Raw genomic sequence first — 13,403 nt, 5'->3', positions numbered from 1 at the left:
TCGAGACGGGTGGTCATGAGCGGATGCCCGTGAGTTCCACCGCACGGCGCCGTAGGGCCAGGCCGGCCGGGACGACCGATGCGAGTACCGCGAGGAACGCGCAGGCGCCGACGACCGCACCGATCTCCGGCCACGGCAGCACGGGTGTGGGGCGTACCGAGAGCAGGCCCAGGGCCGCCCACATCCCGGCCAGGTTGAGCGTGGTGACGGCCAGTCCCAGGAGCGCTCCGACTGCGACGACCAGCAGCGACTCGGCGCACACCAGCCGCAGTACCTGCCAGTGGGTGGCCCCGGCCAGTCGCAGCACCGCCAGGTCACGGATCCGGTCGGAGGTGGCCATCACCATCGTGTTGACCAGGGAGATGCCGGTGTAGAGCAGGGCGATGCCGAGGACCAGCAGAAGGCCGAGCCGGGTCGAACGGTTGGTCCCCGGACGGGTGTCCGCGACCCACTCGTCCTTGCCGAGCACCTGACCGTCTGCCGACCGCACCGCCTCGCGCAGCCCGGCGGCCACGGCCCCGCTGTCGGCGCCGTCGGCGAGGGCGACGTCCACCCGGTCGACGGGGGCGCCGGGGGCGTTGGCCGCGGTGACGTAGACGCCGCTGTTGCCGGTGCCGGTGGTCATCACCGCAGCGATACGCAGTGTCCTCTCCGTGCCGTCCCCGAGCCACACCCGCACGCTGCGGCCCACCGAGTGCCGTTCCCACTCCTCGTTGACGATGATCGAACCGTCGTCGAGGTCGGACACCCTCCCCGCGGCGAGCGGCAGCCTGGTGGTGGCGACGAGGGCCTCGGGGCCGGTGACGGCGCGTGCCTCGGACTTGATGAGTGCCGCGCCTTCCTCCAGGACGTACACCGCGCTCGACGAGGACGGCGACACCTTCGCCCCGGGTACGGCACGCAGCCGTTTCACGGTCCGCTCGTCGAACCCCGTGCCGTCCGGCGCGGTGACCACGAAGACGGCAGCGGTCCGTTCGCGGGTCTCGGTGGCCTTCGCCTCGTTCAACGTAGTGGTGGCACCGAGCAGCGAGCCCGCGAGAGCGACCGTGACCAGCACCGGTGCCGCGACGGTCGCGGTGCGGCGCACGCCGGCGGCCGCGTTCTCGCCCACCAGCATGCCCATGGCACCCGGCAACCGGGCCGGCGGCCAGGACAGCAGCCGGGTCAGCGGGCGCACCACGACAGGGGCGAGCAGCGCGACCGCGGTGATCAGCAGCATCGGCCGGCTCATATAGGTCTTGCGGTGCAGCAGGTCGCCGGGGTCATCGGCCAGGGCGATGCCGAGCGTCACCAGGGCGGTCAGCAGCAGCCCGAGACCGAACAGCCACCGGCCCGGGGTCATCGCCCCGGTGTCGACGGACGCCTCGCGCAGGGCCTCGGTGGGGCCGGTCCGACCGGCCCGCCAGGACGCCGCGACCACGCCGCACAGGGCGACGACGAGGCCGGTCCAGAAGGCCGCGTGGTACGGCCAGGTGTGGTCGCCGATGGTGAACCAGGCCGGCGCCAGTCCGCCGTCGACCACCCACTCCGCCAGCCGCGGTGCACCACAGGTGCCGAGTACGCAGCCTGCGGCCGAGGCGAGCACGCCGACCAGGAGGGCCTCGGCGAACACCGCCCGGCGGAGCTGACCCGGCGTCGCCCCGGCCGTACGCAGCAGCCCGAACTCCCGGCGCCGCTGAGCGACCGCGAAGGCGAACGTGGACGCCACGACGAACACCGAGACGAACGCGGTGACGCCGCCGGCCGTGCCGAACAGGGCGTTCATCGCGGTCAGCGCCTCGCTGTCCCGGTCGGGGTCGGCGTCCGCGTACCGTCGGTCGTCCCCGGTGAGCACCTGCACACCCGCGCTGCCCCGCACCGCCTCCCGTACCGCGAAAACCTCCGCGTCGACCACCAACTGCGCGCTGGACGGGGAGAGTCGGGCGGCGCGTGCGTCGGTGAAGAAGACGGCGTCCTCGAAGCCGCGGTCGGGTACGGTGCCCACGATCCGCAGGGTGCCCCGGTCCGTCCGCACGCGCTCGCCCGGCGCCGCCCAGTCGCCGGTGACGACGACCTCGTCGGCCGTGCGCGGCGCGTGGCCCGCGTCGATCCGGTACGGGGCGAACGCGGCGGTGGACCAGGGGTGGCCCACCAGGTCACCGGGCCCGCCGTGGACCCTTACCGGGAAGGACCGGTCCTCGACGACGGTGCCGAGCCGCTCCAGCTTCGCCACGGTCGGGGCGGGCACGGCACGCGGCTGCGCGAGTTCCTGCGTACGGTCGCCGGCCGGCGTCGGCACCCGCAGAATGTCCTGGCCCCGGACCACGACCGGCGCGGCGGCGAACCGCTCCGGCGTGCGGGCCGGAGCGTCCAGCGAGGCGGCCAGGACCAGCCCCATGACGGTGAGCAGGGCGACGCCGAGCGACAGTGCGACGAAGCTGCCGAGGAAGGTGACCCAGCGCGTGCGCAGGGTATGCAGGGCGACAGTCAGCACGGCACGGACTCCAGCTTGGTCATGTGCGCGGTGATGCCGTCGGCTCCGGCCCCGGCCAGCTCGCCGTGGACCCGGCCGTCGACGAGGAAGACCACGCGGTCGGCGTAGGAGGCGGCCACCGGGTCGTGCGTGACCATGATGACGGTCTGGCCCTCGCGGTCGACCATGTCGCGCAGCAGTGCCAGCACCTCGCGGCTGGTCTGCGAGTCCAGGGCACCGGTCGGTTCGTCGCCGAACAGCACCTCGGGGCGGGTGATCAGTGCGCGGGCCAGGGCGACCCGCTGCTGTTGACCGCCCGACAGCTCTGTGGGCCGGTGCCGGGCCCGGTCGCCGAGGCCGACCCTCGCAAGCGCCTCGCGCACCCGGGCCCGGGAGGGGCGACGGCCGGCCAGGCGCAGGGGGAGCGCCACGTTCTGCTCGGCGGTCAGCGACGGCAGCAGGTTGAACGCCTGGAACACGAACCCGATGCGCTCACGGCGCAGCAGGGTCAGCCTGGTCTCGCTCAGCCCGGTCAGCTCGGTGCCACCGACGACCACCGATCCCGACGTGGGCCGGTCCAGGCCGGCGGCGCACCCCAGGAGGGTCGACTTGCCCGAGCCGGAGGGGCCCATCACGGCGGTGAAGGTGCCCCTGGGGAAGGCGAGGGAGACCTCGTCGAGGGCCGTCACCGCGCTGTCGCCCGAACCGTACCGCCTGCTGACGGAGCGCACCTGGATCGCGTCGTCGTTCATCTGTCCCCACTCGTCGGGTGTCGGGCCTCCCGCCGTGTTCGGCGGAACGGCTTCTCCGTGGTGACTCCACGAAACCGTCCGCGATCACCCCGGCGCAGTGCGGCAGGGGCGAGAAACCGGGTAGGGCCTGCCATACCCCCAGGACACCCCCTGGACCGATGGTCTCGCCGCGCACGGGAGTTCTACGGTGATCCGCATGCACCCTCGGAACGTGTGGCAGGCCATGTCCGGCCCCAGCTTCCTGCTGTCGGCGTGGCCCTGGCGCGCGGTCGTCTACCTGGTGACCGGGGCGGTGGCCGGTGCCGCGACCCTGGTGGGGATCGTGGTCGCGGCTGCCGCCGGCGGTGTCCTCGCCGTCGTCGTGGTGGGTCTGCCGCTGCTGGTCCTCACCGCCCTTGCGGGCATCCCCGTCGCCCAGGTGGAACGGCGGCGCCTGCGTCTGGTCGACCGTGATCCCGCGCCCGGCCGGCCCCGGCAGCCCACCGCCGCGGGCCTGTGGGCCTGGCTGACCACCCGGCTGCGGGAGCGGGCGACCTGGCAGGAACTCGGCTACGCCCTGCTGTTCGCCGGCCTGCTCTGGCCGGTGGACGCCCTCGCCGTCACCGCCGCCCTGGCCCTACCGCTTGCCACGGTCGCCACCCCGCTGCTGATGGCCACCGTCGGCGAGGGCGAGGAGACGAAGGTGCTCAAGCAGTGGACGGTCACCACCTGGCCGACCGCGTTCGGCGTGGCGGTGCTGGGGCTTCTGTTCCTCGCCCTGGGCGCCTACGCGCTGGGCCTGGCGGCGGGCGCGCGGGCCGAACTCACCCGGGTCCTCATCGCCCCGCGCGAGGGCGACCTGGGCGCCAGGGTCGTCGAACTCACGCGCTCCCGGGTGCGGTTGGTGGATGCCTTCGACGCCGAGCGACGCCGGATCGAACGCGATCTGCACGACGGCGCCCAACAGCGCCTCGTCGCCCTGACGATGACCCTCGGTCTGGCACGCCTCGATGCACCGCCCGGCGCTCTCGCCGACCAGTTGGCCAAGGCCCACGGGGAGGCGGGCAAGGCGCTGGAGGAACTGCGTGAGCTGATCCACGGCGTCCACCCCAAGGTGCTCGCCGACTACGGCCTGGAGGCGGCCGTCGCCGACGCCGCCGACCGGTCCGCCGTTCCCGTCGACGTCTGCCTGGAGCTGTCCGGGCGGTTGCCCCGGGCGGTCGAGGCCGCCGCCTACTTCGTGGTCTGCGAGGCCCTCGCCAACGTCGCCAGGCACAGCGGAGCCGACCGCGCGGAGGTGACCGGAGGGCACCGCGACGGACGGCTCTTCCTGCAGGTCCGCGACGACGGCCGGGGCGGCGCCGAGGCCGGGGCGGGCAGTGGACTGACCGGACTCGCCGACCGGGTGTCCGTACTGGGTGGCAGACTCTCCCTGTCCAGCCCGCCGGGCGGACCGACCCTGTTGTGCGTGGAGATTCCTTGCGAGTGGACCGAACGCTTCGCGTAGTACTGGCCGAGGACAGTGTGCTGCTGCGGGACGGGCTGACCGGCCTGCTCGCCCGCTTCGGCCACGAGGTCGTGGCGGCCGTGGGCGACGCGGAGGGGCTCGTCGCCGCCGTCGAGGAACACGCCCCGGACATCGTCGTGACGGACGTCCGCATGCCGCCCGGCTTCCAGGACGAGGGCCTGCACGCGGCGGTACGGCTGCGGGAGAAGCGCCCCACTCTGCCCGTCCTCGTCCTCAGCCAGTACGTGCAGCGGGCGTACGCCGCCGAACTGCTGGACTCCGGCGACGGCACGGGCGTCGGCTACCTGCTGAAGGACCGCGTCGGCCAGGTCGAGGAGTTCGTCGACGCGCTGGCCGAGGTCGCGGACGGCGGCACGGTCGTCGACCCGGAGGTGGTACGCCAGTTGCTGCGCCGCCGCCGCGACCCCCTGGAGCGGCTCAGCCCGCGCGAGCGGCAGGTGCTGGCCCTGATCGCGGAGGGCAGGTCCAACGGCGCCATCGCCCGTGAACTCGTCGTCTCCGAGGCGGCCGTGGGCAAGCACATCGGCAGCATCCTCACCAAGCTCGACCTGCCCCCGGCGACCGAGACGCACCGCAGGGTGCTGGCGGTCCTGGCGTATCTGAGGGCCTGACGCGGCGCACCGTGAGCAATCCGGCAACCGGTCCGTGACACGGGACTGTCCGCCCCGTGCCGTCACCAGACGGACTGAGAGGGGGCCGAGGCGGCCGTCGGTACGCGGCTGCCTCGGCCCCCTCGTGCGGGCCCCGACCGATGGACCGTCGCAGGGTGTCCGGTACGTGGGCCTGACCTGGTCTATTGCTCCCGGTCACCGGGCAGCGAGCGCAACAGGCGAAGCTCGCGAACACCGGTGGTCTCCAGCGTGGCCGACGAGGCGGTCATCGGGTCGAGGAAGACCACGTGGCCGGCGTTGTTGTGCACGTGGACGAGATGGCCGGTGATCTCCCGGCCGCCGAGTTCACGTCGGACCCAGACCAGACCTCGGGAGTCCGGCCCCGTGGTGCCGACCGCGCGGATGATGTCGTCCCAGTCGTTCACCGCCCTCGGCTCGAACTCCGGGAAATAGCGCCGGACCAACCTGCCCCACCACCCCGGAGCCTCGTGGCCCGGTTCCCACGGCAGGGGAGTCACCAAGGTGCCGTCGATCCGGTGGTGCAGGGCCACCACCCGGCCGCGCACGTTGAGCCTGCGCGGCTGGGAAACCAGCCGGTCGGCCAGCTTCCAGCTCGGAGCGGGCTCCAGGTCGGCCAGCGGAGCGCCGGGGGCGGGGTGGTAGGGCAGACCGTTGTACCTGGGCACGACGATCGACGCCGCGAGCATGGGAGTGCGGGGGAAACCGGGCTGCGCCACGGACCGGCAGCCGAGCAGCCACGCGGTGGGCGTCTCGTGCACGACGTCGGGGCCGGACAGTTCCACCAGGCCCTTGTACGTCTGCTGAAGCCATTCGGTGGCCAGCCGTACGGGTCGGCTCATGCGCGGCGCCCCGACGGGCCGCGGTAGCTCTTCGGGTTGCCCGAGTCCCAGAAGGAGACGAGGGGGCGCACCCGGTCCCCGTACTCGAGCGCGCGTACCCAGTCGGCGGGCCAGGCCGAGCCGCCGACCGACGCCCCGGCGAACGCTCCGGCCAGTGCGGCGACGGAGTCGGAGTCGCCGGAGGAGAACGCCGCTCGCTGGACGACCGCCACGGGTTCCTCGGGGAAGAGCAGGAAGCAGTAGAGGGCAGTGGCCAGAGCCTCCTCGGCGATCCAGCCCGCGCCGACCACCTCGCAGGGGTCGCGTTCCGGGTCGGGCCGGTCGAGAGCGGCGGAAACGGTGTCGAGAGCCGCCAGGGTCTCGTCCCAGCCGTGTGCGATGAATGCGGCGGGGTCGGCCGCACCCGCCCGCTGCGCCAGGTCGTCGAGCCAGTCTCCGTGATACGTCCGGCGTGCGGACCGGCCGTAGTGGCGCAGCCGCGGCAGCAACTCCGAGGGGTGGCAGTTGTGCGTGAGCAGCCACACGGCGTGTGCGGTGAGGTCGCTGGCTGCGAGCGCGGTGGGATGGCCGTGGGTCAGCGCGGCCTGCAACTGGGCCGTACCGGCGCGCTGTTCCGCCGTCAGCCCCGGCAGCAGACCGACGGGCGCCACCCGCATGTTCGCCCCGCACCCCTTGGAGGCCATCACGGTGGCCTCCTGCCACGGCACACCGCGTTCCAGGGCCGCGCACGCGTCCAGGCAGGTCCGCCCCGGAGCGCGGTTGTTGTCCGGCGAGCGGAGCCAGGCCACGAAGCGTGCCCGCAGGGCCGGCTCGACGGTCGCGGCCGTCAGGGAGGAGACGCCGTGCTCCGCGACGTCCGCCAGCGCCTCGATCACCGCCAGAGTCATCTGGGTGTCGTCCGAGACCCGGGCCACACCGGAGTGGACGGGCAGCTCCAGCTGTCGCCAGGAGCCGTATCGGCTGGTGAGCCGGGCGATGTCGAGGAACTCGGTGGGATAGCCCAGAGCGTCACCGATGGCGAGACCGAAGATCGCTGCCGTCGATCCACCCTTGACGGTGTCCCTGCGCCACTCCCGCTCGGTGAGTTCGTCGAGGACGGCGAGACTCTCGGCCTGGGAGAGGGAGTCCGGCACGATGTGGAGACCGTGGACGGCGATCGGCTGCGTCATGATTTCCGTCAGGGCCTGAGTTGGCGCGATGCCCCGCTCCTTGGCCGAATGCAGGTGCAACACCCAAGCGCCAGCGCTGTTGGAAGCATCAGGACCTGCAGCGCTGTGTAGTTCTACGCCGGCGGCATCGTCCTCGTCGTTCGCCCATACGTAACCGAGCACTCGGTTCTCGGTGTCGGCGAATGCCACGTACTGCACGGGGCGTCCGGTATGAAGGGCATAACGCGGTGGTCCTCCTGGCACGATGTGGCCGCCGACGCTCTCGGCGAAGCGTGGGTTGATCCGGCGGTCAGGGTGTTCGGAGCTCATGCTGGTTGGTCTTTCCTGATCGGGTGCTACGTCGAGGTGCTCAGCGCGGGCAACTTGCGTCGGTCATACAGCGGGCAGTCAATCACGCGGCAGGACTTCGCCGTAGATCTGAACCTGTCCCTTCTCGTCCAAGAAGGCACGTGTCACGCGGTAGTTCGTGTCCCGTCCGAGCAGGAGCTCCCGCTCCGTGACACCGAAGTCGCTCACTCTCTCCACCCACGCTGCGTGCGTGCCCTCCGGGACACGCAGGCGCAGGATCGCCTCTTTGCCCTCGAAGCTCGGAACCGGGTGATTGCCCAGTGAGGAGGACATATATCCGGAGTCGCTCATCGTCCGGCCGATCAGGTCTTCCGGACGTTTGAAATGCATATGGTCGGTACCGCTGCCGCGCACGACCATCACGTCCTCCGGCAGGGGGTTCCCGGCCAAGGCCCTGTCCACTTCGCGAATGTTGTTGAGCACTTCAGGTGTGCCCAGTTGCGGATCACCCCGAAGAAAGCCGTTCATCTCCCGGTAGGTCGCATAGCCCGGTGCCCCCGGGTAAGGCGGCTCACCCGTGTAATCCCGGAGCGCCTGGCGCGTCTCCGGCGGCAGATCGTCCACGTAGCGGTTCCAGTTGTCCCTGCCGTAGGAAATGGCCGCGTCGGGGTCCGCGAACGAGCGCGCGCCCCGTTCCAGTTCTGCGGCCGCCACCTGGTGCCGTTGTTCGGCACTCAGCCCGCTCCACCCGTCGTTCGTGACCTGGGGCCGGTAGTCGAAGCCGTCGCCCGGTGAGTCCGGCCGGTGCGTGCCGGCCGCGTCGTCGAGCGGCGAGCGAGGACGTGTCCCGGCCTCCACACCCTCCCGGAGACCGGTTTTGACGCCGCCCTCCACGCCCTCCTTCACCGCGAGCCGGAGGCCGCCGCGGGCCACCCCCGCGCCTTTGGTGCCGAGCAGTTCGGGAACCAGGCGGCCGATGAACTCGGAGGGGTCCTTCTTGAAGCCCTCCACCGCGGCGGTCACCGCCCGGTCGGGATGGGCCACGGTGGAGACCAGACCGGAGAGCGTCATCGAGGTGTTCTCGAGGTACTCCGCCGGGTGGGTCAGGTTGTAGGGGTCCGCGGGGTTGATGCCGCGGACGAAGTTGAGCAGACCCGCCGTGCCCTTGACCACACCGCCGACGAGGTGGGTGGATTCGATGTTCCCCGCGATGAAGCCGTCGACCATGTTGTTGCCGATGCGTTCCAGCGGCGGCGGCTCGGCCGGGGCGTGGGCCAGGGCTTTTCTGATGCTCCGCTCGGCGTCCGAGGCCGCGGTGTTGCGCTGCTTGCGCGCCTCGGCGAGCTTCTCGCGCGCCTGCCGGACGGTCTCCTCGCCGGGATCGCGGAACGGCCCGGGCGGCGGTCCGGGGCTCTGCTCGGCCTTGATCCTGGCGTTGTACGCGTCGACCTGTCTGTTGTGGTCCTCGACGGCCTGCTCGGAAGCTTGTCTGCCCCGCTTGTAGAGCGCGATCGCTTCCTGTGCCTGCCTCTGTGCCCAGGTGACGGTGCCGGCGTAGGACTCCAGTGCGCCCGCGGCTGCCTCACAGGCGTCGGCAGCCCGGAGCCACTTTGTGGGGTGGACGCCGAACTTCTCGCGGAAGGTGTCTCCGCCCTCGCCGCGCCAGCTGGAGGAGTCGACCTTCTTCATCCCCGAGCCGACCTTGTCGAAGGCGGTGGAGAAGTCGCGCAGGTGCCCGGCGCTGCCCCGGATCCTTTCGGGGTTCCCGTGGACGAGTTCGTCGGCTTCCTCGGTCTGGCCGAGCTGCTGTTCGCCCGGTGTGGCACCCAGGTCGGAGGCGAGCTCGTCGCCCCAGTCCTCCACCGCGTCCGCGGCGCCTTTCAGGCCGATCCCGTCCAGGCCCTCGCCGAGCCGGTCGGTGCCCCAGTCGACGCCTTCGCCGACGATCCTCTTGCCCGCGTCGATGCCGTGTTCGACGACCTTCAGGCCGCTGTCGAGACCGTCCTTCAGCTTGCCCAAGTCGTCGCCGAGGTCGTCGAGGACGCCCATCAGCCAGCGCTCCCGTCACTCTGCGCACGGGCGCGCTCCTCGGGCGAAGGGCCGAACTGCTCGTCCAGCAGCTGCTCGTACCGGGCTTCCGAAATCCCCAGGCGCTCGCGCACGCTCTCCGGGCCCGCCCCCGGCAGACCTAGGTTCTCGGAGGTCATCACGTCCCGGCCCGCGTCCTTCCACCCCTGGGCGCTGTTCTCCCAAGCGCGGTCGAAGGACTCCTTGCTGTAGTCGGCGTCCCTGATGTGGGTGAACGCGTTGCTCGACAGGACCTGCCCCCAGTCCTTGTCGGTGATCTCCTCCTCGGAGGCGTACGGGTTGCCCATGACGGAGTTGACGCCGATCTTCATGGCGCCTTCCACGTACTGGTCGACCTCGTAGTACGTGCCGGCCGCCAGCCCGGTCTTGAGCGCGAACCCGTTCCCCTCGTTGACCAGGGAGCGCACGCCCCACTCCCACCGCTCGCAGAAGGAGTCGAAGGCACTGGTGAGGCCCGCCGCACCCAGTTCGAGCCCGGACAGCGCGATGTCGCCGAAGCCACGGCCGGTGCCGGCCTCGCCGACCATGCCGAGTTCCTTCAGCTCGCCCAGAGCGAGCGTCAGTCCCTTGGCGATCTCGTCGAGACCGATCGCCGCCAGGTCCTTGCCGTCGCCGCCTCCCGTCATCGAGGCGCACCCCCCCGATGTATGTGATCCACGGCGAAGGCGTCGGGCACCACTCCCGACACCGGCGGAAACAGCACCGCGTGCTCGGCGCCGTCGGCCACGTCCAGGGCCACGCCGCAGGGAACTTTGGCCTCCGGCACCGCCACGTCCAGCAGTCGCGCCCCGAGCACGGTCTGATACGTCCACTCCTGGTGGGCCTCGTCACGGGCCAACGCGTACCGGGCCAAGGCCGATTCGTCGGAGAAGGCCAGGATCCAGCGCACACCGCCGAAGTCGGCGGTGAGCCACCCGCCGCTCCGCAGCGGGACCAGGACCGCCGTGTCACGGAAGACCTCCAGCAACATGGTGAACTCCCGTCGTCGGGCCGCGACTTCCGCGTCGGAGGGCTCGGCGCCCCGGTCCGTCTCCACCAGGCCGGGACGCTCGGACGCCGTGGCGCTCCTGGAAACCTCCGACTGGCGGGAAGTCTTTGGTGGTTGCCCGGTCATTTCCGCGTACTCGGCAAGTCGGGAACGCCGTACCGGCACCCCCGTGCCGCCACCGGAATCTGTCATCGCACAACCTTGGCACATCACCCACCACTGCTGCCCCAGCGGCCCAGTTGACCTCTCGCTGCTCCGGCTGCAGTGGCCCGCCGTGGCGAAGTCCCGCCAGGTGCCGTGTCGGGTGGCAGGGCATGGGTACGGATCTGGTGCTCGCCGGGCCTGCTCGGGGCGGGGTCAGTTCTTGCGTGCCACCGCCACGTAGGCCCCGCTGCGGACGTCTTCCTGGCCGGGAACCGGCTCTCCGAGTTCCGGGTGCCAGTCCTCGGCGGCCACGATGCCCGGGGCCACGGGCTCCAGACCCTCGAAGAAGCGGGCGAAGCGCTCCCGGCTGCGCATGTCCATGGTGAGCCCGCCCGCCTTGTACAGGTCGGTGACCTTCCGCGAAGCCTCCTCCGGGTGGAAATCGGGGGTGAGGTGGGAAATGATCAGGTAACTTCCTGGAGCCAGGGCTTCCTTGAGGTGTTCGACCAGTTCGTAGGCGCCGTCCTCGTTGCTGATGAAGTGCAGCAGTGCGATCAGCGAGAGCGCGATCGGCCGGTCGAAGTCCAGGGTCCTACGGGCGTGTTCCAGGATGGCGGCGGTGTCACGGGCGTCCGCCTGCACGTAGTCGACGCCCCCTTCAGAGGTGCCCCGGAGCAGCGCTTCGGAGTGGGCCAGCACGATCGGGTCGTTGTCGCAGTAGACGACGCGCGCGTCGGGTGCGATCTCCTGGGCGACCTGGTGGAGGTTGGGCTCGGTGGGGATGCCGGTGCCGATGTCGAGGAACTGGCGCACGCCCTGGCCGGCCACCCAGCGTGTGGCGCGGTGCATGAAAGCCCGGTTCATCCGCGCCATGACCGGGATGTCCGGCGCGAACCCCACCAACTGCCTGCCCAGTTCCTCGTCCGCCGGGTAGTTGTCCTTGCCGCCGAGGAACCAGTCGTACATCCGCGCCGGATGCGGCTTGCCGGTGTCGATCCGCGCGGGGGTGTCCAAGCCTGTGTCCTGCTGCTCCATCGTGATTACCCTTGCCGCGCACGGGAGTTGACCTGTGAAAGTGGTGGTCACGATAGCCAGTTCCCGATCGACGCGGACCGCCGGGAACCCCGGGCGGGCGGAGCGGCTGACGGCAGAGTGCGGGGCGATCAGGCGCCCCGGACATAGGCGCGTCGGGGCGGGGTCACCAGCCCAGGTAGGTGACCTGGACGACGTAGACGCGTTCGCTGCGCACGACGATCTGGTACGTGAACATCCCGCCGTGAACGGTGACGTCGCCGCCCTTCGGGTCGTCACTGTCGTACGCGCGGCCGTGCAGGTACCGTACTTCGGCCGCTCTGACCAGTTCAGCGGCCTTGTGTTCCACTTCGGAGAGGAAGGCGGACGGGGGTTGTGTCGCCGTAGGCCGGTGAGGAGGTCGGTGGCCTGCTGGAGGAGTGCGGGGGCGGTGCAGTCGGGCTGGGGCGTGCGCTCCGCCGCCGGCCGGGGTCGCGGGGTAAAACGCGGTTGCCGGGCGGGGCAGCCGGTGTCCGCCGTCTCGCGCCGGGGCCTCGGCTGGTTGCAGGAGATCGTGCGGGTGACGATGCGGCCGGAGGGTGTGCGGACGCGTTCGCGACGCAGGTAGCCGTGGGTCTCCGGCCCCCGCAGGGCGACGGAGATGCGGGTGGTGCCCTCCTGGAAGTGGGCGGCGAGGCTCTTGATGTCCACGGGGGTGCCGCTGGGCAGCGACTGGATGTGGCAGCCGAGGCCGATCGCGAGCAGTGACAACTGCTGGTGTTGGGCGAGGTGGTTGCCGATCAGCACGAAGCGGGCGGTGTGGCGGGTGTTCTCGTGGATGACGCCGCCGCCGCGGTCCGCGAGCGCGTCCAGGAGGATCAGGCTGCGGCCCGACTCGGTTTCGGCAGAGGGCGGTTGAAGCTCGGGCAGGCGTTCGCAGCGGGTATCGGTCACCTCGATGCGGAGCGTGCCGTCGACCGCGTGAAGCACGAGGCGGAAATCCCGGCCGGGGACACGGCCGTGAGGTGGAAGGCAGCAGCATGCTGAAGTGGGGGAGGGGCGGCGCGCAGCGTGGTGGGTGGACTGGACGAGGCCGAATGCACCGTCCGTATTCCTGACCGGCTGGACGCTGAAGGTCGCGCGCCCGCTTTCCGGGAGGACACACTGTCCCAAAAGCGTGAGCATTTCGACGGCAACTACCCTCACGGCGCTCGTTTGAGCGCTTGCGTGACACATGTCTGCCGACTGCTCACGCTTTTCCGCGAGGCATGTCTCTCCGGCCCTGCAATGCCGGGGCCGTGAAGATCCCATGTGTCGCCCGGCGGGACGCCTTCTGTGTCTGTGCCGGTGGTCCGTCGTCGTTGAGTGTCGTCGGTCGCGGGTGACCGGTATCGCGTAGTGACGCTCGAAAGTGTGAATTGCGCCTTTGGTTCACCCGGGAGGGCTGTCGCGATCTATCGTGAGTTGTGACGGATCGGCTACGTGTGGCGACTGTCGGTTGGTTGTCCGGTGCTGTCCGGGCCGTCGGGGCGG

General features: G+C 71.1%; 12 protein-coding genes. 3 read left to right on the top strand and 9 right to left on the bottom strand.

The window, feature by feature from the left end; translation table 11 throughout:
• Positions 1-13 precede the first annotated feature (13 nt).
• Entirely contained in the window at positions 14-2,473 is a 2,460-nt protein-coding gene (locus PYS65_RS14925) for an FtsX-like permease family protein (protein WP_279334446.1), read from the bottom strand.
• Positions 2,467-3,204 carry an ABC transporter ATP-binding protein gene (locus PYS65_RS14920; RefSeq protein ID WP_279334445.1) on the bottom strand — a complete coding sequence of 246 codons (738 nt, stop codon included), beginning with the start codon at positions 3,202-3,204 and terminating at the stop codon, positions 2,467-2,469. The genes PYS65_RS14925 and PYS65_RS14920 overlap by 7 nt, the downstream gene beginning before the upstream one ends.
• A 196-nt stretch (positions 3,205-3,400) precedes the next feature.
• Here PYS65_RS14920 and PYS65_RS14915 point away from each other — a divergent pair, with 196 nt between their 5' ends.
• Positions 3,401-4,690, top strand: a complete 1,290-nt coding sequence (locus tag PYS65_RS14915; RefSeq protein WP_279334444.1) for a sensor histidine kinase — start codon at positions 3,401-3,403, stop codon at positions 4,688-4,690.
• A complete protein-coding gene (locus PYS65_RS14910) occupies positions 4,669-5,322 on the top strand; it encodes a response regulator (RefSeq protein ID WP_279334443.1) in 654 nt (217 codons plus the stop codon). The genes PYS65_RS14915 and PYS65_RS14910 overlap by 22 nt, the downstream gene beginning before the upstream one ends.
• A 182-nt stretch (positions 5,323-5,504) precedes the next feature.
• On the opposite strand, the gene PYS65_RS14905 is transcribed toward PYS65_RS14910, so the two are convergent.
• The 7 genes from PYS65_RS14905 to PYS65_RS14875 all read right to left on the bottom strand — a co-directional run bounded on the left by PYS65_RS14905 (position 5,505) and on the right by PYS65_RS14875 (position 12,240).
• The gene (locus PYS65_RS14905) at positions 5,505-6,182 is read right to left on the bottom strand and encodes a toxin glutamine deamidase domain-containing protein (RefSeq protein ID WP_279334442.1); all 678 of its coding nucleotides are present in this window, start codon (positions 6,180-6,182) and stop codon (positions 5,505-5,507) included.
• On the bottom strand, positions 6,179-7,351 hold the full coding sequence (locus tag PYS65_RS14900; protein WP_279334441.1) for an ADP-ribosylglycohydrolase family protein: 1,173 nt from the start codon (positions 7,349-7,351) through the stop codon (positions 6,179-6,181). Before PYS65_RS14900 ends, PYS65_RS14905 begins: the two co-directional genes overlap by 4 nt.
• Positions 7,352-7,738: 387 nt before the next feature.
• Complete coding sequence (locus PYS65_RS14895; RefSeq protein WP_279334440.1) at positions 7,739-9,688, bottom strand: putative T7SS-secreted protein; 1,950 nt, start codon at positions 9,686-9,688, stop codon at positions 7,739-7,741.
• Positions 9,688-10,353 carry a hypothetical protein gene (locus tag PYS65_RS14890; protein ID WP_279334439.1) on the bottom strand — a complete coding sequence of 222 codons (666 nt, stop codon included), beginning with the start codon at positions 10,351-10,353 and terminating at the stop codon, positions 9,688-9,690. Before PYS65_RS14890 ends, PYS65_RS14895 begins: the two co-directional genes overlap by 1 nt.
• Positions 10,350-10,907, bottom strand: a complete 558-nt coding sequence (locus PYS65_RS14885) for a hypothetical protein (RefSeq protein WP_279334438.1) — start codon at positions 10,905-10,907, stop codon at positions 10,350-10,352. Before PYS65_RS14885 ends, PYS65_RS14890 begins: the two co-directional genes overlap by 4 nt.
• 165 nt (positions 10,908-11,072) lie before the next feature.
• On the bottom strand, positions 11,073-11,894 hold the full coding sequence (locus PYS65_RS14880) for an SAM-dependent methyltransferase (RefSeq protein WP_279334437.1): 822 nt from the start codon (positions 11,892-11,894) through the stop codon (positions 11,073-11,075).
• Positions 11,895-12,057: 163 nt separating this feature from the next.
• Positions 12,058-12,240, bottom strand: a complete 183-nt coding sequence (locus tag PYS65_RS14875; protein ID WP_279334436.1) for a hypothetical protein — start codon at positions 12,238-12,240, stop codon at positions 12,058-12,060.
• Between the two features lie 410 nt (positions 12,241-12,650).
• Here PYS65_RS14875 and PYS65_RS14870 point away from each other — a divergent pair, with 410 nt between their 5' ends.
• Positions 12,651-12,917 carry a hypothetical protein gene (locus tag PYS65_RS14870; RefSeq protein WP_279334435.1) on the top strand — a complete coding sequence of 89 codons (267 nt, stop codon included), beginning with the start codon at positions 12,651-12,653 and terminating at the stop codon, positions 12,915-12,917.
• Positions 12,918-13,403: the final 486 nt, after the last annotated feature.

Origin of the sequence: Streptomyces cathayae, assembly GCF_029760955.1 — a bacterium.
Classification (GTDB): domain Bacteria; phylum Actinomycetota; class Actinomycetes; order Streptomycetales; family Streptomycetaceae; genus Streptomyces; species Streptomyces cathayae.
Note: the sequence above shows the minus strand (reverse complement) of the source record. Positions and strands in the feature narration are given on the sequence as shown.